Source organism: Paenibacillus ottowii (genome assembly GCF_050516475.1).
Classification (GTDB): domain Bacteria; phylum Bacillota; class Bacilli; order Paenibacillales; family Paenibacillaceae; genus Paenibacillus; species Paenibacillus ottowii.
The window spans coordinates 660,279-677,950 of the sequence record NZ_CP191577.1; the positions used below are offsets into that span (position 1 = coordinate 660,279).

The 17,672-nt window shown below is 43.7% G+C and carries 26 protein-coding genes and 1 tRNA gene; 5 read left to right on the forward strand and 22 right to left on the reverse strand.

The genetic code is table 11. The features are described 5' to 3' along the window. Positions 1–20: 20 nt before the first annotated feature. From ACQQ6X_RS02940 to ACQQ6X_RS03030, 19 genes are all read right to left on the reverse strand, one after another. Positions 21–236: a helix-turn-helix domain containing protein gene (locus ACQQ6X_RS02940; RefSeq protein ID WP_430493531.1), complete on the reverse strand. Its 216-nt coding sequence runs from the start codon at positions 234–236 to the stop codon at positions 21–23. Positions 237–459: 223 nt separating this feature from the next. After that, entirely contained in the window at positions 460–798 is a 339-nt protein-coding gene (locus ACQQ6X_RS02945; protein WP_305168046.1) for a hypothetical protein, read from the reverse strand. Beyond that, on the reverse strand, positions 791–1,102 hold the full coding sequence (locus tag ACQQ6X_RS02950) for a hypothetical protein (RefSeq protein ID WP_305168047.1): 312 nt from the start codon (positions 1,100–1,102) through the stop codon (positions 791–793). Before ACQQ6X_RS02950 ends, ACQQ6X_RS02945 begins: the two co-directional genes overlap by 8 nt. 3 nt (positions 1,103–1,105) lie before the next feature. After that, positions 1,106–1,327 (reverse strand): hypothetical protein, encoded by a 222-nt coding sequence (locus ACQQ6X_RS02955; RefSeq protein ID WP_305168048.1) that lies wholly within the window; start codon positions 1,325–1,327, stop codon positions 1,106–1,108. 161 nt (positions 1,328–1,488) lie between these two features. Further along, positions 1,489–1,809, reverse strand: a complete 321-nt coding sequence (locus ACQQ6X_RS02960) for a hypothetical protein (RefSeq protein ID WP_305168049.1) — start codon at positions 1,807–1,809, stop codon at positions 1,489–1,491. Positions 1,810–1,826: 17 nt separating this feature from the next. Continuing rightward, entirely contained in the window at positions 1,827–2,606 is a 780-nt protein-coding gene (locus tag ACQQ6X_RS02965; protein WP_305168076.1) for an ATP-binding protein, read from the reverse strand. Continuing rightward, complete coding sequence (locus ACQQ6X_RS02970; protein ID WP_305168050.1) at positions 2,515–3,330, reverse strand: DnaD domain-containing protein; 816 nt, start codon at positions 3,328–3,330, stop codon at positions 2,515–2,517. Before ACQQ6X_RS02970 ends, ACQQ6X_RS02965 begins: the two co-directional genes overlap by 92 nt. Continuing rightward, positions 3,323–3,709 (reverse strand): hypothetical protein, encoded by a 387-nt coding sequence (locus tag ACQQ6X_RS02975; RefSeq protein ID WP_305168051.1) that lies wholly within the window; start codon positions 3,707–3,709, stop codon positions 3,323–3,325. Before ACQQ6X_RS02975 ends, ACQQ6X_RS02970 begins: the two co-directional genes overlap by 8 nt. Positions 3,710–3,722: 13 nt before the next feature. Next, the gene (locus tag ACQQ6X_RS02980) at positions 3,723–4,052 is read right to left on the reverse strand and encodes a hypothetical protein (protein ID WP_305168052.1); all 330 of its coding nucleotides are present in this window, start codon (positions 4,050–4,052) and stop codon (positions 3,723–3,725) included. 9 nt (positions 4,053–4,061) lie between these two features. Next, positions 4,062–4,493, reverse strand: a complete 432-nt coding sequence (locus ACQQ6X_RS02985; protein WP_305168053.1) for a single-stranded DNA-binding protein — start codon at positions 4,491–4,493, stop codon at positions 4,062–4,064. 2 nt (positions 4,494–4,495) lie between these two features. After that, the gene (locus ACQQ6X_RS02990; protein WP_305168054.1) at positions 4,496–5,116 is read right to left on the reverse strand and encodes an ERF family protein; all 621 of its coding nucleotides are present in this window, start codon (positions 5,114–5,116) and stop codon (positions 4,496–4,498) included. Between the two features lie 42 nt (positions 5,117–5,158). After that, on the reverse strand, positions 5,159–5,377 hold the full coding sequence (locus ACQQ6X_RS02995; RefSeq protein WP_305168055.1) for a hypothetical protein: 219 nt from the start codon (positions 5,375–5,377) through the stop codon (positions 5,159–5,161). Between the two features lie 184 nt (positions 5,378–5,561). Then, entirely contained in the window at positions 5,562–6,248 is a 687-nt protein-coding gene (locus ACQQ6X_RS03000) for a hypothetical protein (protein ID WP_305168056.1), read from the reverse strand. 96 nt (positions 6,249–6,344) lie between these two features. After that, a complete protein-coding gene (locus ACQQ6X_RS03005) occupies positions 6,345–6,536 on the reverse strand; it encodes a hypothetical protein (protein WP_068505895.1) in 192 nt (63 codons plus the stop codon). A gap of 133 nt (positions 6,537–6,669) precedes the next feature. Beyond that, positions 6,670–6,834 carry a hypothetical protein gene (locus ACQQ6X_RS03010; protein ID WP_305168057.1) on the reverse strand — a complete coding sequence of 55 codons (165 nt, stop codon included), beginning with the start codon at positions 6,832–6,834 and terminating at the stop codon, positions 6,670–6,672. A gap of 2 nt (positions 6,835–6,836) precedes the next feature. After that, complete coding sequence (locus ACQQ6X_RS03015) at positions 6,837–7,103, reverse strand: hypothetical protein (protein ID WP_305168058.1); 267 nt, start codon at positions 7,101–7,103, stop codon at positions 6,837–6,839. 2 nt (positions 7,104–7,105) lie between these two features. Beyond that, positions 7,106–7,783: a Rha family transcriptional regulator gene (locus ACQQ6X_RS03020; RefSeq protein WP_305168059.1), complete on the reverse strand. Its 678-nt coding sequence runs from the start codon at positions 7,781–7,783 to the stop codon at positions 7,106–7,108. Beyond that, positions 7,780–7,974, reverse strand: coding sequence for a helix-turn-helix transcriptional regulator (locus tag ACQQ6X_RS03025; RefSeq protein ID WP_305168060.1), 195 nt, complete (start codon positions 7,972–7,974; stop codon positions 7,780–7,782). The genes ACQQ6X_RS03020 and ACQQ6X_RS03025 overlap by 4 nt, the downstream gene beginning before the upstream one ends. After that, complete coding sequence (locus ACQQ6X_RS03030) at positions 7,971–8,180, reverse strand: helix-turn-helix domain-containing protein (RefSeq protein ID WP_305168061.1); 210 nt, start codon at positions 8,178–8,180, stop codon at positions 7,971–7,973. Before ACQQ6X_RS03030 ends, ACQQ6X_RS03025 begins: the two co-directional genes overlap by 4 nt. A gap of 191 nt (positions 8,181–8,371) precedes the next feature. On the opposite strand from ACQQ6X_RS03030, the gene ACQQ6X_RS03035 reads away from it, so the two are divergent. Then, positions 8,372–8,749 (forward strand): helix-turn-helix domain-containing protein, encoded by a 378-nt coding sequence (locus ACQQ6X_RS03035; RefSeq protein ID WP_058830756.1) that lies wholly within the window; start codon positions 8,372–8,374, stop codon positions 8,747–8,749. A 141-nt stretch (positions 8,750–8,890) separates the two neighbouring features. After that, on the forward strand, positions 8,891–10,042 hold the full coding sequence (locus tag ACQQ6X_RS03040; protein WP_058830757.1) for a site-specific integrase: 1,152 nt from the start codon (positions 8,891–8,893) through the stop codon (positions 10,040–10,042). A gap of 90 nt (positions 10,043–10,132) precedes the next feature. On the opposite strand, the gene ACQQ6X_RS03045 is transcribed toward ACQQ6X_RS03040, so the two are convergent. Both ACQQ6X_RS03045 and ACQQ6X_RS03050 read right to left on the reverse strand, forming a co-directional pair. Continuing rightward, positions 10,133–10,204, reverse strand: a tRNA-Thr gene (locus ACQQ6X_RS03045). Positions 10,205–10,278: 74 nt separating this feature from the next. Further along, complete coding sequence (locus ACQQ6X_RS03050) at positions 10,279–10,626, reverse strand: MTH1187 family thiamine-binding protein (protein WP_305168062.1); 348 nt, start codon at positions 10,624–10,626, stop codon at positions 10,279–10,281. 524 nt (positions 10,627–11,150) lie between these two features. Here ACQQ6X_RS03050 and ACQQ6X_RS03055 point away from each other — a divergent pair. The 3 genes from ACQQ6X_RS03055 (at position 11,151) to ACQQ6X_RS03065 (ending at position 16,460) form a co-directional block, all read left to right on the forward strand. Then, positions 11,151–13,484, forward strand: coding sequence for a ribonucleoside-diphosphate reductase subunit alpha (locus tag ACQQ6X_RS03055; protein WP_305168063.1), 2,334 nt, complete (start codon positions 11,151–11,153; stop codon positions 13,482–13,484). A 20-nt stretch (positions 13,485–13,504) separates the two neighbouring features. Beyond that, entirely contained in the window at positions 13,505–14,536 is a 1,032-nt protein-coding gene (locus ACQQ6X_RS03060; RefSeq protein WP_305168064.1) for a ribonucleotide-diphosphate reductase subunit beta, read from the forward strand. Positions 14,537–14,705: 169 nt separating this feature from the next. Further along, complete coding sequence (locus ACQQ6X_RS03065; RefSeq protein ID WP_305168065.1) at positions 14,706–16,460, forward strand: methyl-accepting chemotaxis protein; 1,755 nt, start codon at positions 14,706–14,708, stop codon at positions 16,458–16,460. Positions 16,461–16,682: 222 nt separating this feature from the next. Here the strand turns inward: ACQQ6X_RS03065 and ACQQ6X_RS03070 are convergent, their stop codons facing one another. After that, a complete protein-coding gene (locus ACQQ6X_RS03070; RefSeq protein WP_305168066.1) occupies positions 16,683–17,525 on the reverse strand; it encodes an HAD hydrolase-like protein in 843 nt (280 codons plus the stop codon). Between the last annotated feature and the right edge of the window lie 147 nt (positions 17,526–17,672).

Here is a 17,672-nt window from a genome sequence, read left to right on the forward strand (position 1 = left end):
TGCTCCACCAGGGCGTTTACCTATACAGCGTTTTTAATACGGTCTACTGCTAACATCATTACTTCGTCTGGATCACGCCCAAGTTCTTCGCCGATTTGCTGCAAACTAATTCCCGATGACCACATTTCGTCAAATTGTTGTACTTGATGCTGATCCCATGTAAAGTCCATTTCTTCACACGCCAGATAAATGCTCCTACGCTTGTTTTTCAACTTGTTGTATTCTTCTCGTGCCATCCGTTACACCTGCCCTCCGGTAGATTTCTTCATGTGCAAGTATTCGATAATCATAATCTTTAGTTTCGTCATAAGCTGCTATGACCAGTTCAGAATTGGTCATGCTTTCAAACAGTCTCACGTTCGTTTTCAGACTCCTTTTCAGCAATTCCATACGTTTCCCTACCCCTGCGTATAAACTCTTCAAAATCTAAATCTATGAGGTCATAGTCGTCTATTGGATTCATTGGGTATCCTCTCCTTTTAGTGCTGTACGTGCCTTTTCACCTGCATCCTGTTGGACTCTTGATTCCCATTCATCTAGCTCTCCGTTTTGATCAACCGTGAAATTGCCAATCTCGTAATTTTCAATTGCGGCATACCATTTCAGTGCCTTATCCTTAATCTCTATCACCGTTTTCAATGCCTTAACCCATTTCAAGTAGGATAGTATGTCGTTTTTTACAGGGTTAGGCAAGGGTTCTCCAGCTACTTCGCCCTCAGTCCAAAAATCTATCAGGAAATCGACGTTATCTGGTATTTCTGCCAGTGCTGATCTTATCTCTTGTATCTTCTTATCCATGGTTAACCTGCTTTCCCGGGACACGTTGCCCGTCTTTGTATATCCAGCCTGTTTTACCTGTGCCTTCGCAATCAGGGCAAGTATATCCACCATCAAATTCATGTTCTCTACACGTGCCACCGTCACAATAAGGGCAGTCAGGCAATTCAGAAAGTCTAAAGTCCTCTGTCTGTTCATATTCCTCTATAATTTCATCCATATGCTTTTTTAAAGCCTTTTTGGTTTTGCGGGAAATAGGTTTCACACCATGCATATGTTTATCAATGTATTTCCAATGCTTATTGTCATATCTCTTCTTATCCATGGTTTAGACCTCCCAATTTCCATATCCCCAATAACCCACGCGACCGCCGCAATCCACACAAGTAGCTTCCTTTTCAACTACGACATGTTCATCGTAGAAATCCTCAATATTTATTTTTGTGGAGTCACAATGATGGCATTTTAAAGGGTATCCATTCTCAGCAATGTATCCATCCGCAATCTGACGGTTGATATATTCTTCGAGTGTCATTTCTACTTCTTTCATTCCTCTATCCCTCCATCACTGATATTCTCCGTGAGTGTCCCAACCACACCGAACACAATAGCCTGCTTGTTCTATTTCATTGCTCCCGTAACCTGTGCTGACTGTATATGTCTCCCACTTATGCCCTCTGTATCTACAGATCAGACGTTTGATCCATTGGATCATTCCTCTATCCCCTCTCCTTGGGTTACGTACGACGGGTGTTTAAGATGGTCTTGCACCCTTTTTCTTGGTAGTCTGAGCATCACGAATGCACCGAAATCTGTTAAAGCACCCTCACCCTTAATGGCATCTTCCGGTATCATTACTTGGAGCTCTAAGCGATGGTACCCCTTGTATTTGCCTTTTTTATTCGGTGCATGGACTGTAACGCCGTTAGATAGTGGGGCCAGTGCAATCAAACTATCCTCATTTTGCCCTTTGATTTGATCTATCAAAATTCCTACACTTTCCTTGCTTACATCAAAAATTACATTTCGCATCCTATCTTCTTCCCTTCTTATTGGAGACGGTAGTTTAGTTCGATCCCGCCTTGTAGCACCACTTTATAGTTACGGCACATCTCGTTAATCCGGCTGCCTATGCCCTCGTCAATTTCGCATAAGCCAGCTATTGTTTTTTCAGAGCTGATAAGGATTGGTTTCCGTTCGAGGTAGCGATAATTGATGATGGCGAACATTTGCTCAATTACAAAGTCTGTTGCCTTCTCCCGGCCCTTGAACAAATCGTCTATATAAAGCACATCTGCCTGTTGCATTTGATGTATGCGTTCTTCCAACGTGTCCAGGTTGGCTTTAATCTCGTTGAATCCCTCAACAAAAGGAAAATATAGCACCTGTATTCCTTTGGCTAATAGATTGTTTGACACTGCCATAAGCAGATGCGTTTTGCCGCATCCGGGACGCCCTAGGAGCGCTATACTGCTATTGGGTACTCCTTGGTCATCCAAATCTCTAACGCAGTTGTACGCCGCGTTGTAGGCTTCCACAACCGTATGCGGTCTGCCCTCCTGTACAAAGTTCCCAAATGTTTTCTTTTGGAACTCTGGTGTAATCCGGCTTGACTTCATCATTCGTTCTGCCACCCTTTCCTTTTTGCACTCGCAATCTCGCCAGTCGTCCCGGTAATCAAATGGTCCGTCTCCGGTTTTAACACGGATCAGAAAACCTTCTTCATCCCGGCATTTTTCACATCGGTGGTTCTTCGGTGGCTCCAGTTCGGTTTTGTCGGTCGAGGAAGGCGAACTCGCTCTCAGCCGTTTCAGCAGTTCTGCCGCCATTTCTTCGGGACTGAGACCCTTTAATTGATCCTTCAGACTTTTCATTCGTTTGTTCCTCCTTCCAAGGCTCGTCTATTCCGTCAGCATGCCAGCTTTTTAAAATGCCATGGACATAAGCCATATTTCGTTTGCCTCTTAAAATTGCTATTTTCATAGCTTCACAAAGCCAACGATCACCGTATTCTTTTGATAAGTCGTCTATGTTGTCTCGAACAACTGGACTCATAATCCCAAAACCATTTTCATAATACCGATAAGGATTAAGGCTGCTGTCGCCATCAGGCGAAATCTGCTCCCTTCCCTTCTCTTCAGTTCTATTCTCTTCAGTTCCCTTCAGTTCAGTTCCCTTCCCTTCAGGAGGAATTTTTGGGAAGTTCCCGGAATTTCCCGGAATGTCCGGGAACTTAGACTTCGTTCGTTTGTGTAATCCCTGTTGATGCTTTTCAAAATTGATCACCTGAACAACCTTTTCGCCTTCCGTTTCATACCAAACAATCAGCCCGTTTTCGTCTAATCTCCTTAGAGAATCAGCAATTTCAGCCAGTGTCTTATCTAACATGGGCACTACCAAAGCTTTCACTTTTGCAGGCGATCCCGCCAGACGACCGAAATCGTCTGTATGTGGAATCATCCATGTAAACAGCAGCATGTCGAAAAGTTCAGGCAACATGTTTACTTTTTCTGATATTGATATCACTTTTGAAATCATTCGCTTTTCAGCCATCTCTAACGCTTCCCTTCGGTTCCGTGTGTTTCTCAGAAGTTCCGGGAATTTCCGGGAATTTCTCGGAAGTGTTGTGAACAAGCATAGCCATGCATTTCCGTGCCCGTATTCCTTCCGGGGTTTCATCAAGCCAGTCGTGGCATGCCGTACATAAATGTAATAAGTCCGTTACTCTCGTTTTATGGTTAATATGCTTCCTACTGATCAGGTGAGCCCGTTCGGTAGCTAGTGCGTTGTCACAAAGCTCACAGAGCCCATGTGACCGCGCTTTAAGCTGCTTATCTACCTGTTGGCTGATATCTCCCTTTTGACGCTGTGTGAGCTTCACGCGCTTTCCCTTACCGGGTTTAGGAGCTGGATGAAATCCGTACTGTATCATGCTACATGCCTCCTTATACATCCGTCTGGTATTTCAAGATAGTTTGGAGAGCTGACACCTGTACCTTAATTGCGTCTGCCGCCTCAATGCCGGCTTTAAACTGTGCCTCTGTAAAATCCCGTTGGAATAAGTATTCAGCGACGTTTCCTTTTGCGATATCCGGTATAAGAGTAGCCGCCAAACCTTCCTCCACTTTCAGCCGCAGCATTTCCTGTGCTAGTCTAGAGCGGTAATCCCGCTCTGCCTCAGCCTTTTCCCGTCCTAGTTTAAAGAGTGCGTCAGCGGACTTACTAAGCCGCTTAGACGCCTCGTGAATCTCTGTGGTTACACTTATTACGTCCATATATCCTCCTTAAAAGGGTAACGAATCATCATCTATATCAATTGGCTTTCCATCGTCTGCAAATGGATCGTTATCAGGATGGCGGCGATGATCCGGTTCGTTTGGATCTCGTTGGCTATCACGGTTACCCTCCAGAAACCGCACATTATCCGCTACAACTTCCGTAATATAACGAGTACCGTTGTCAGACTCCCATTTGCGTATCTGTATTCTGCCTTCCACAGCGGTCAAACGACCTTTCTTAAGATAGTTAGCCACGGTCTCTGCAAGTTGTCGCCATACCACAATAGGAATAAAATCTGTTTCTCGCTGCCCGTTTCCGTTTGTGAATGGTCTATCTACAGCAAGTGTGAAACTCGCTGTTCCAGTCCCATTCGGAAGATAGCGTAATTCCGGGTCTTTGGTTAAACGACCCACTAGTACCACGCGATTAATTGACATTTTTATTCCTCCTTTTGCTTGTCTATAAGTCTCTTAGCTAACAGTTCATGCATTTGCTGCAACGTATGACCCTTTTGTTTCAATCCCTCTACCCATGCTTCCATGCCATCCGTACTGCCGGATAAAACTTTCCATTTCATTTCAATATCCTTGAGCAATTTTGCTTCAGCAGCCTCTTTTTTCTCGCGCTCAATACGCTGTTTTTCGTCCAGTTCCGCGCTGCTTATCTTGTCTGGGTCCTCGCCTGTAGGGATAGCGAACGTACGTAAGAACAAATATTTATATGAATAGGTCATAGCCTTGCCCACGCCTTTATCTTGCGTGTCGGCCCCCGTACCGGAGGAAACGATGATTTCATGCTCACCAGTGTCAATGTCCACGATTTTGTAATCAACATCGACAGTAGACAGGTTTCCGTCCCTTGTATGGACCTGTTTTATCGGGAGCACCACAAGTCCTTGTTTAATGAGACTTGCGCGTACCGTAGCGGTTACTTTTTCTTCTGTAATGGCTCTGTATTTGGTCTTTCCAAATTCAACTTCATCGTCTTTGGACAAGTACTCAACATCCTTCATGACAGCGCTGATTTTTTGGTACAAATTAAGCTTGATCTCTTCGGACATCTTTACAGCCTCCTAAAATTTTGATATAGTGACCACAAATGTTTATTTAAAAGTTTTTGATTCGACTCTGGTTGCCGCCAGGGTCGTTTCACTTTCTAACGCATTACGTACGTCATATAGCGCTTCGAGCACATATTGCAACTTTCCATCCCGAAAAATTAACAATGGCTCTACGATGTTATTGAGCGATTTACCACGTATCTCCGTATCAGCTTGAAGTTCCTCCAGCGTTTGGATAGCTTGTTCTAACGGCGTTTTCACGTTTCATTCCCTCCTTTTGCTCCCGTCGAATACGGCGATATTCCCGATAAGCAATGTCACTGCTGAATATAAACATCACTTTTCCATTTTCTTTCTCGACGGCTTGTCCACCAACTTGCATCAATGCCTGTAGATCGGAGTAACTATTGCTTCCCTTGACACGAGTTTGCATATGCAAGTTAATTTAACCTCCTACACTCTTTTTGGCTGCTTCTTCGTGGGACCAACCTCTTTCAACTCTTTTTATAAAGGTGGTAATCCCTATGTTGTATTCCCGTGAAACTTGAACAGCAGATAAAAGTCGATTGTCAATCAAGTATTTCTTTGTTTTCCTGCGATTTGAACATTGTGATGACATTGTTTCCCACCGACAATTATCTTTATGGTAATCTCCGTTAACGTCTATTCTGTCAATGCTAGTGTTGTCCTCTCCGTGTAACTTCGCATGATCTAAATATTTGGAATGCATGTCATTCATGAAATTTTCGAACACATGCCACTTTTCGCAAACTTTAATTCCTCTACCTCCATAATTTTTATATCCGTTAGTTTTTGGCTTTTCACAACGAGCGATCATGCCTTTCCAGATGTGGTAGAATCTTGTGCCTGACATTCTATGAGTAACCTTGTGATTTTTTCGTATCCTATTAGCTGCAAGTTCTCGATTCAAGCATCCGCAACTTTTGCTTTTCCCACTAGTAAGTTGACGGGTTGTTGTAACGTGTTCTTCCCCACAATCACATTGGCAAAGCCACAATGCAGAATTGTGTTTGTTAGTTCCTGCATAACCAACAACCATTAACCTCCCATACTTTTTTCCTGTTTGATCTTTAATTCGTTTATTTTTCTTACAAGGATTGGCACGTCGCACTCTATCGCCTCCCTAAAACAAAATTCACAATGCGGTTCCTCATGTTCGTATACCAGATACTTTGCCTCAGCTCCGCATCCGCATCTGATCACCATATCAAACCTCCCACTGAATCTTTTGCGCCAATTCAACATAACGACCAAAGGTAATACGATTTTTGATAAGACCATATTCAGGCTCCTGCTCGTACAATCGGCCCAAGTATTCCAGATGTTCATCCGTTAGTACACTTAGCCCACTAAGGTCCTTGGTGACCACTACAGGACGTTTACGCCACCACCGCCACATACCTATCAACTCCCTTTGATAGAGTCAGCTTGCAACCTTGCCATAGTCTTAAGCTGGAACCATGTACCGTCACGTTTTATCAGCAGCATACCGTTTACTCGCTTACCTCCGCGGAAACCGCTGAACATTGGATTCATACCCTCACCCCTTCAACCAGTCCTTCTACAACAGCCAGCATTTCAGCATTACCATTCCAATAAAGACGCGCCCGGTCTACAAACCCTAGTAATTGTTCCTTACTCACATTACGTCTCAGGCAATCGTCAAAAGCTTCTATGAGTGCGAGTTTGTGTTTCATGTTCATTCTCCTTCTTCTAATCCAGAATAGATTTCCTTACGGTATTCTTCATTTGCTTCACCAAGTAACTGCTCAAGCTTGTCCATGTTTTCAGCTTGGCTCTTAAATCCTTGTGCAGCACTGTTAATTCCGTTGTTTGCATACACCACAGATTTATTAGACAAGTCTTCTGCTACGGCTTTAATACCGTCAAGCACGTTCAGCATGTCGTCAAAATCTAATGTGCGGATGAATTCGATAAGTTCACTTTCTTGTTTGGTTAGTTCCATGTTCATTCTCCTTTCTTAATAGGACGCCAGTAGGTAATGTAGTTCAAGACGTTCTCCAGTTCTTTCCGAAGCACATCCTTATAAGATGTAACTTGCCAGCGATCTTTGATTTCTCGGTGAAGTTGTTGGAATAATTCGCCTCGTGCATCCTTATCTGGCTCAATGGCGTACACCTTTTTGGAAATTGCTCTTTGCAGCGTTCGTTGTTGACCGCTGTTTAAAGTGATCTGCTTGTCCAACTTCTGTTCAATCTCCACCAGTTTAGTGCCGTGTTCTGCTGTAGTGGCTTTCACCACTTCAACTTCTTCCGCTACCTCAGCCGTGAGTTTGAGAGATTGTATGATTGCTTGTCGTTCTGTGAGTACAGGTGGCTTGGAGATTTCATCTTTCATACGATTAAACTCTGTGATGTACATTTCTTTGAAGCGTGCAGCCTCTTTTCCCGTGTAGCTCATGGCTAAGAAAGAGAATCCATCTTGGGTGATGATGTATTTCGGATAAGTCCTGCCCCGTGAGTCGGTATAATCAACCTGCACGAAATTGTGCAGATTAAACTCCTCGCTACATTCCAATGTCCGGATATCCTGCATAACACGCCGATGCTCTTTTCCAAATACCTCTGCTACCGTCAAGCTGTCCGTTACCATCTTTCCATTTTCAATGAATACTAATTGAGTCATACTGTTTCTCCTTTCTTATGTGTGTGTTTTGATTTAACCCATTTTTCAACTTCAGGCCAGAAGACTCGTGTCTGTCTCTCACCAAAGTTGTAGGATGGAAAATCCGTCCTGCCAATCAATCTGTACGCTTTGCTCTTGCTGATTTGCAATCGTTTCGCCATTTGAGGTACAGTTATTAAATCAGGATTCATTTCGCTTCTCCTTTCAGCAACCAATCTACAGTTACATCAAGTGCATCAGAAATTTTTAAAAGTGTTTCAGCATTCGGTCCCCGTTTTTTAGAACCAAGAGAGTAAAGCACTGTAAGCGAAACGCCGCTTTCTTTAGAAAGCCGATAAATCGTCCAGTCTTTTACTTCAAGAAGTTGGTTCACATTTTCTTCAATCTTCAATCCCATGTTGTTCACCTCCTGAACACATAATATAACCCTTTACGACTATAGTAAACTACGGTTATAACCCTTTAAGGTCATATAATCCACTATTTCCTTTATTTATCGCCGTTTAACTTGACATATCTCCTAATTGTGATTTATTATAACCGTATTAGGTTATAACCCTATTCAGTTATACTTTGGAGGTTAGAACGTTGGATATTTCTGAGAAAATAAAGGACTTAATGAGCAAGAAGGATATTACTGCGTATAGACTAGCCAAAGATACAAACATCCCATATACAACACTCAATAAAATACTTAATGGCAAGACGAAAAACCCACAAATAGATTCATTGAGTTTGATTGCTGATTACTTAAATACAACAGTTGATGAATTACGGGGTAAAAGTGAAGTTGAAACACCAGAGTGGGCTGATGAAACGGACAAGAATGACCTAAGTGATCTGCTTTTGAAAGAAGAAGAAGTAACATATAATGGAGTTGTTTTGACAGACGAAGATAAGAAGTCTGTCAACGACATGCTTACAGGTTTGTTTTGGAAACGCCTTGAAGAAAAAAGAAGAAAATAAGAATTAAATACATAAAAAAATTGAGGCCCACTTTTGTATTCGAGCGGGCCTGTTTAGTCATGCCTGAAATTTCAGTGAAAGGGGTGGTTTTTATGTGATTTTAATACTGGTACTCATTTAAATAGAGAAAGGATGGTAAAAATGAAAGGTCATGTTAGAAAAAGAGGAAATAAGTGGTGTTTCGTTGTAACTATCGGCAAGGATAGAATAACGGGAGAGAGAATACAAAAATGGTTCTCCGGCTATGACAAAGAGAGAGATGCTGAACGAGCCATGATAGAAAAAATCAAGGAGATAAATGACGGAACATACATTGAAGAAACAGACGAAACAGTTGAGCAGTTCATGACTCGTTGGTTGGAAAATAAAAAAAACCAAGTTCGGCCCGGAACATTCAAGGCATACTCTTGGCTTATTAAAACCCACCTAATCCCACATCTCGGGAAACTAGAGATATTCGAACTAAAACCACGACATTTGAGTGACCTATACAACAAAAAACTTCTATCTAAAATATCTGCAAACAGCATAAAGAAACTCCACAGCCTTATAAAAGATGCACTCGAAGAAGGAGTTGGCTATGGAGATATACCAAGGAATATAGCTCAAGCAGTTACTCCGCCACGGGTTAAAAAGGTCAAATTTGAAGTTTGGAATGAGAACCAATTGAAAATCTTCCTTGATTTCGCAAGAAAGGATCGATTCTATGTAGCTTTTGAATTGGCTGCATCTACCGGAATGAGAATTGGTGAAATACTAGGGTTACGTTGGAAGGATGTTGATTTAGAGGGCTCAAAGTTATCTGTTCGGCAAGCGTACACTAAAGCAGATTCTGGATATGAATTTCATGAACCTAAAACAGCCAGCGGGGAAAGGTCAGTAGCCTTATTCCCATCTACGGTAACTATGTTAAGAGATCATTATGTAGAGCAGGAAATGGAGAAAGAGTCCAACAAGGATTTTTACAACGATCATGGATTAGTTATACAAACACACATCGGGACTCCATTAAGTCCGAGAAATTTATCTAGATCATATTATAAGATACTAGACAAAATTGACGAGGATGAAAATATTCAGAACTTTCCACGAATAAGGTTTCATGATCTTAGACATACTCACGCCACTCTCCTATTAAAGAGAGGAATACACGCTAAAATCGTTCAAGAGAGGTTAGGTCATTCGTCTATAACAATAACCTTAGACACTTATTCTCATGTTTTACCTGGATTGCAAGAGGCCGCTTTGAAAGGTCTGGGGAAGGATATTTTCGATGATGATTCAACGCTTTAACTCAACGAATGTTTGCAATTGGTTTGCAGTCATAAAAAGACGCGGTTACCGTCCGACCGGAAAACCGCGCCACTAAAGGATTTTTAGCTATGCTGGTGAAGGGAATTGAACCCCCGACCTACGCATTACGAGTGCGTTGCTCTACCCCTGAGCTACACCAGCAGGCCAGTGTGATCTGACAACAAAAACTATTATACTCTTAGTTACATAAAAATCAATCACTTACATCAACTTTATCAACTAGGATTTGGATTTAATTCTGTAACATTCCCTGCCGTAACTCCAGATAGCTTCTCTGCGACGGATCTGAGCTTTTGACGACTGGAGGAAGGCTTGTCACGGCGATCATCAATTTTGACCGAGGTGGACACACGCTTGGCTCCTGCCAGGAATGGCGCTTCGTGCAGCGCAGCAATCGCGGTGAACACATCGTCCAACGAACCTTCAATAATCGTACTCATGGAGGTAAGCTCATAGGTAATTCCCTTTTGTGTCTTCAACACTTTTTGCATTTGAGCAACATAGTCGCTCAGGCTCGTACTCCCCGTCCCAATCGGGATCACTGTCACTTCTGCAATGGCCATCACCAAGTTCCTCCTTTAATTAAGAAAAATAGTCTTTTATTTAATTTTAAAACTCAGGTCCATAAAGCAACCCTGTTTTGCGAAAAAAGCATCATATGTATACTGCTTGTTTCTGTATAAAACATCTATATCATTTATTGTACCGTTCACTCCGTCTCAATTCAAATACAGTCCGCGACTTCTCTTTAAATTTTAATTTTCCATTCCTTTTCCTTTACGTATGGCTTCGAATGTTGCTATAATACTCCTTGCACTTATTTGAAATTTTAAGTTTATATATACAATATGTTGGGTTAAATATTCATAACACCTCTAAATATAGTGATGTAGCCGATAAACTCTACGGGAACCATCCTCTTCCCCTTCATTGGCAGACGCATCGCTATTTCTATGTTATTGGATTACATACAGCCCCAAAATGCTGTCTGATCATCGCTTTTTTTTCACCATTTTCTTTTCTCAGATCATTTTCATGCCTATCCCTAAGTATGAATTTCAATTCAAGAAAGCGAGGAATTAATCCTATGCCACAACTCGTAACCAAACCTAACAATCGCCAGTTGGCTTTTGATGAAATACGTATATCTGTATACGCTGACCGTGTACTCAGCGGGCTGGACAAGCTGGATAAAGAGCGACTCATTCGAGGTGTAACCAGTAAGCTGCGCCGCGATGAAGTCACGGGGGATGAAATTAGCAATGCATTTGCAATGGCTGCCCTAGAACTGGTTAGCAAGGAAGAACCCGACTGGAAATTTGCCGCTGCGCGTGCTTTGCTCACTTCTTTATATAAAAAAGCAGCTACTCACCGCCGTTACAAATCGTATGCAGACGAGCCTTACGGTGCCTTTTATCCACTGATCACCGATTTAGTTCAAAAAGGAATCTACCGTCAAGAACTGCTTGATTGCTACACCAAGGAGCAGATTGATGAGCTCGGCGATTCCATTATGCCTCAGAATGACCTGCTGTTCGACTATATCGGACTGTTGACGCTGTCTGAGCGCTATTTGGCCAATGATTTTGACGGACGCGTAATGGAACTTCCACAGGAACGCTACATGATTATTGCAATGTACCTGATGCATCAAGAGCCTGCCGACAAGCGTATGGAGCTGGTCAAAGAGGCATACTGGGCGATGAGCAACATGTACATGACAGCAGCTACACCAACCATGTCTAATGCAGGAAAAAAGGTGGCCGGACAGCTCTCCAGCTGCTTTATTGACACTGTAGATGACTCATTGGAAGGTATTTTCGATTCCAATACCGATGTAGCCCGTCTTAGTAAAATGGGCGGCGGCATCGGCGTATACCTCGGTAAAGTACGGGCGCGCGGCTCCGATATCCGCGGACATAAAAATACAAGCTCTGGTGTTATTCCTTGGATTCGCCAGTTGAACAATACAGCGGTTAGCGTAGACCAGTTGGGTACACGCAAAGGGGCAATTGCCGTTTATCTGGACGTATTCCACAAAGACATTCTGGCATTCCTTGACCTGAAGCTGAACAACGGTGACGAGCGGATGCGTGCACATGATGTGTTCCACGGCGTATGTCTGCCCGATTTGTTCATGGAGCGGGTCGAAGCACGGGGCGAATGGAATCTGTTCTGTCCACATGAAGTGAAGAAGGTCATGGGCTGGAAAGATGACAAGGGTCGTCCACTGGGACTGGAAGATTTTTATGATGAATCCTTTGGTTCAGGCTCCTTCCGCGAGAAATATGAGGAAGCGTCACAGCATCCGATTCTCTCTCGTATTACAGTGCCTGCCATTGACATCATGAAGCGTTTGATGAAGTCGCAGCTGGAAACGGGTACGCCGTACATGTTCTACCGCGATACAGTAAACCGGGCTAACCCGAACCGCGCTCATGGTATGGTGTATTCCTCCAACCTGTGCACGGAAATTATGCAAAATCAATCTGCTACGGTAGTGGAGAAAGAAGAACTGGTCACCAAGGACGGACAAACACGCATTGTTATTTCCAAAATTCCTGGCGACTTTGTTGTATGCAACCTGAACTCCATTCATCTGGCTCGTGCCGTTCCGGCTGGTGTGCTGGATCGTCTCGTGCCGATTCAGGTACGTATGCTGGATAATGTTATTGATATCAACAACATTGAAGTGCTGCAAGCACAATACACGAACAGCCAGTATCGTGCAGTTGGTCTGGGTACATTTGGACTGCATCATCTGCTTGCACTTGAAGGCATCCGTTGGGAGTCCGATGAAGCGGTAACGTATAACGATCATTTATATGAAAAAATCAACTACCTGGCTGTTAAATCCAGCATGGAGCTAGCGAAGGAAAAAGGCCGTTATGCCAAATTCGAGGGTTCTGACTGGTCGACTGGACATTATTTCACTTCCCGTGGCTATACAGACGGTACACGTGAAGGCAAATTCGTCACTACGTCTGAGTGGAGCGAGCTTGCGGAAGAAGTCAAACAAAACGGAGTCCGCAACGCATGGTTGTTCGCCATCGCGCCTAACGGTTCCACATCCATCATCGCAGGCTCTACTGCTAGCATCGATCCATTGTATGAATTGCTTTCCTATGAAGAGAAAACAACTTACAAGATCGCAAACCCTGCACCAGACTTGAATGAAAAAACCATCTGGTACTACAAAACGGCTTTCTTGCTGGATCAGCATGCTTCGATCAATATGGCTTCTGCACGTCAGCGTCATATTGACCAAGGTCAAAGCTTTAACCTGTATGTACGTCCAGATATCAAAGCTACCGAATTTTTAGCGTTGCACATCCATGCCTGGAAATCGGGTATGAAGTCGACCTATTATGTACGCAGCCGCGCGCTGACGATTGAAGAATGCGAAAGCTGCGCATCCTAAACTAAAGGAGAGAGGCTCTCATGCAGTTACAAAAGATTTTTAACACAGAAGCGCCTAACCGCTCTACCCGTATTATTGAAGGCGAAAACTCCGGTATTCTGAACTGGAATGATATTCGGATGCCACATATGTACAAGCTATATAAAGTGTTATTGCTGAATCACTGGATTCCGGATGAAATTCCAATGTCCAAGGATGCGTCCCAGTTCCCTATGCTGGATGCCGAAGAACAGCGCACCTTTAAAATTAATATCGGTCTACTGGCCGTGCTGGATTCCATGCAAACCATGTTTGTCGGAGATGTAAAACGATATTTTACCGATTCCTCGCTGGAAGCCATTTCGGCCATTATCGGACAACAGGAAGTCGTGCATAACCAGTCCTACTCTTACGTGCTATCTTCCCTAGTATCGGATCAGGAGCAGAAGGAAATTTTTGAATATTGGAAAAACGATCCCGTCCTGCTGGAGCGCAACACATTCATCTCGGCGATCTATCAGGAATTCCGCGATAAGCAGAATCCGCAAACCTTTTTCCAAGCAATGGTAGCCGATTTGATTCTGGAAGGTATTTTCTTTTATAGTACATTTGCTTTCTTTTACAACTTGGCCCGTGACCAAAAAATGATGGCTACCAGCCAGATGATCTCGTATATTCAGCGCGACGAAAATCAGCATTGCTATTTCTTTGCCGAAGTGTTCAAGCAGCTTTTGGCTGATTTCCCTGAGCTCAACACGAAAGAGAACATGGACTATGTCTATCGTATGATCGACCGCGCTGTGGAGCTGGAAACGAATTGGGCGCACTATACGCTCAAAGAGGTTCGCGGCATTGATTTGAGCGAGCTGAGCGATTATATCAAATACATGGCAAATATGCGTCTAAGACTTCTGGGTATGGACAAAGCCTATGAGGGTGTAGATGTAAATAGTATGCCTTGGATCAAGCCATTTTCGGATGAAGCCTTGAATGCAACAAAAACAGACTTTTTTGAAGCAAAATCACGCAATTACGGCAAGGTCGGAGACGACAACGGATTTGATGATTTATAAGTTATACACTAAAGCCTTAACTCAGTTATTACTGAGCTAAGGCTTTTTTCCATGGGATGAAATTTGCGTAAATGTGCAAAAAATTCATGAAACATTTGAATTACTATTCATATATTCCTATTTAAACACGATATATATGAAGGTGAAATCATATAGTAAGGAGCATATTATGAAAAGCAAAGTCAAAAAAAGAATGGGATTACAATCAAAACTCTACTTAATCTTGCTCATTCCTTTAGTTGTGATTGGCGTCATGATCCTGTGGACGACCAAACAATCGATTCAGAATGCTTCTCTATCAACCATGCAGCTCAACAATGAAACGTTGGCGGTGAATACAGCCAAGCTACTGGACAAATCAGCCGTCAAAAGCTTAAACACGAATCCATCCGAGCAGAGCAGCGAGTATAAAGAACTTCGGAACGAGTTAAATACGCTTAGGCTGCAAAGCGGAGTCCTGTATATGTATATGTTCAATCGTGCTGGCGATGAGTGGAAGCTTACGGTGGACGGAGCAGATTGGGACGACAAAGAATACAGCCCTTTCGGAAGCCCTGTAAGTTTCACCCGCCAAGAAACGGCAGATAGATTGAAACAAGGGGAGACGGTAACTACAGATATCACAGTTGACCCTGATTGGGGAACGATGTTTTCTTCCTTTACACCCATTAAGGATACAGATGGAACCATCATAGGTTATCTGGGAATTGATAGATCCCTCGCCTCTGTAACTGAAGTATACGAGAAAACACTGCCTGAGGCCTACCGGCTAGTTATCCCTGTGGTCTCCATCATTCTGATCATCTCCATTGCGGTAATGATGTTGGTAACCCGTCGAATACTGCGTCAGGTGCGCTTCATTAAAGATACACTGGAGCATGTAGCTGACGGCAATCTTACAGTTACATCGCAGCAAGTTACATATGATCAGCTAGGTGAAATCAGCGGCTTGACGAACCGGATGGTGAAAGCCATGTCCAATATGATTGTGGATATTCAGAGCAGTTCAGGTACGCTTCAGCAAGCATCGGAGAATATCGTCGTGACAACAGAAGAAACACTCCACCAAACGGAGGAATTGTCCCGTACACTCCAGCAAATTGCCGATGTATCTACAAGTCAAGCGGCTCAAACGGTAGAATCGGTTCAGCAATCTGACCGCTTAGGAAAAACACTGGATGAGGTTGGAAGCCATGTACATCAATTTGCGGATACGGCGCGTCATCTTAATGAGGTCCGTAATCAGGTAGCCAGTGAACATGAACTGCTATTGGAGAAGGGACGAGAAAGCGCCCTGCGGATCAAGCAGATGCAGCAGATGTCACATGCACTAACCGAAAAATCGCGCGAAGCAGCTAACATCGGGCAGCAGGTACAGGGCATCGTAAAGCAGACGCAAATTTTATCCTTTAATGCCTCGATTGAAGCCTCGCGTGCAGGCGAAGCCGGCAAAGGGTTTTCCGTCGTAGCTAACGAAATGGGGCAACTTGCCCAACAATCTGCTATTTCTATTCGTGAAATCGATGAAATTCTAAGTAGTTTTGTCGAGCAAATTGAGCAAATGGGCGATCAATTTGATGAAAATATAAACACCGTCAATGAACAAGAAAAACAAATCGCGTTATGCCTACAGTCTGTTGACAAGGTCTCTCAGGTATCAGAGGAAGTTGAGGAATTAGCTGCACATCTGGCCCAACTGACGACAGAAATGCAGGAGGTACGTCACAGCGTAGATCAGCATCTGAATCACACAGCCAGCGCGGCGCAGCAGACGGCCGGAATGACGGAAGATGTATCCGCCAGCGCACAGAAGCAGGCTCAAGCGGTAAAAGAACTATCCGATATAGCCCGTAATCTGACCACACTATCAAACAATCTACAGCGTCATGCTGATCAGTTCCGAGTGAAAAGTGCAGCCCAGTAATAATGTCGGTGAACTGTGATCCGTAAGAAGGACACTTGATTCAAAGTGTCCTTCTACGGGTCATTTTATAGACGAAAAGGAGTATATTGAAAAGGAGCATCCGCTAACGTAGCGAATGCTCCTTTTCAGTGTAGATAACCAGGTGTACACCGTTACCCAGCTAGATGCATACATATATAACATAGAAGGTCTATCAAGTACTTAAAAGTTACGCCGTTATTCTCATGATGGGGGAATCGCAGCTGTTTTCTTCGGTTTCATATACGAAGGATAGCCTCCCGTATGCTGGAGCATTTCAATTTCACGCAAAATACGCGGCAGATCAGCGACCGAGTTCATCACAAGGTGGGCCCCTGCCCTTTTCAAACCATATATATTCTGTCTGCGTCGTTCCTCAGCCACTCTGTCGTCCGTTTCACAGCTTGTACTGGTTGTGTGATCTGTATTCAGATCGCCCACGTTATGGTTCAACACACCAATCGTCCAAACGCCAGCATTTCGTCCTTCTTGCATATCGGCTGCTGTATCTCCTACCTTCACAATATCGCTAAGCGGGAATACCTGTAAGCGATGTGCAATTTCATAGATCATCCACGGATAAGGCCTCCCCTGCGAAACTTCACAAGGGGCTACCATACAATCCAGCGTATAGGGTGACTGTACAGGCGTGAACACATGACTCAGCATTTCCATCGGGCAGGAGGCAGTAGCGCCTGACTGAATATTGCGATCTTGCAACTCCTGCAGCGCCCTATCTATACCAGCAGCAGTCTCAGCCCCCTGGATCAAAGAGCGAAGAACAGGGACAAGCTCAAGATAAATATGCTCGATATCCACTCTGCCAGGATGCGCACCAAAGCACTCCAGCCATTTTCTACGAACCTCTGCAAGCCCCAGCACATTTGCAATATGATCCCGGATGGGCAGTCCCCGTCCATGAGATACCTGTTCTTCAGTTAGCTGTATACCCTTCCACCTGAAAATATCGCGCATTCCCTGAATCAAGCCCCGTCCTCCGGGGTCTAGCAAAGTACTTTCCAGATTAAAAATAACCGCCTGTATCATGCAATCCCCGCCTTTCCGTTCCGCGGCTATCCGCAATCTTTATTTCGCTTAGGAACATGATACACAGCTAACGTAAACAGAAATGTCATAAACGGTAAGCGGATTGTAATTGATAATAAATCCCTGGAATGGTTTTGATTCACCAAA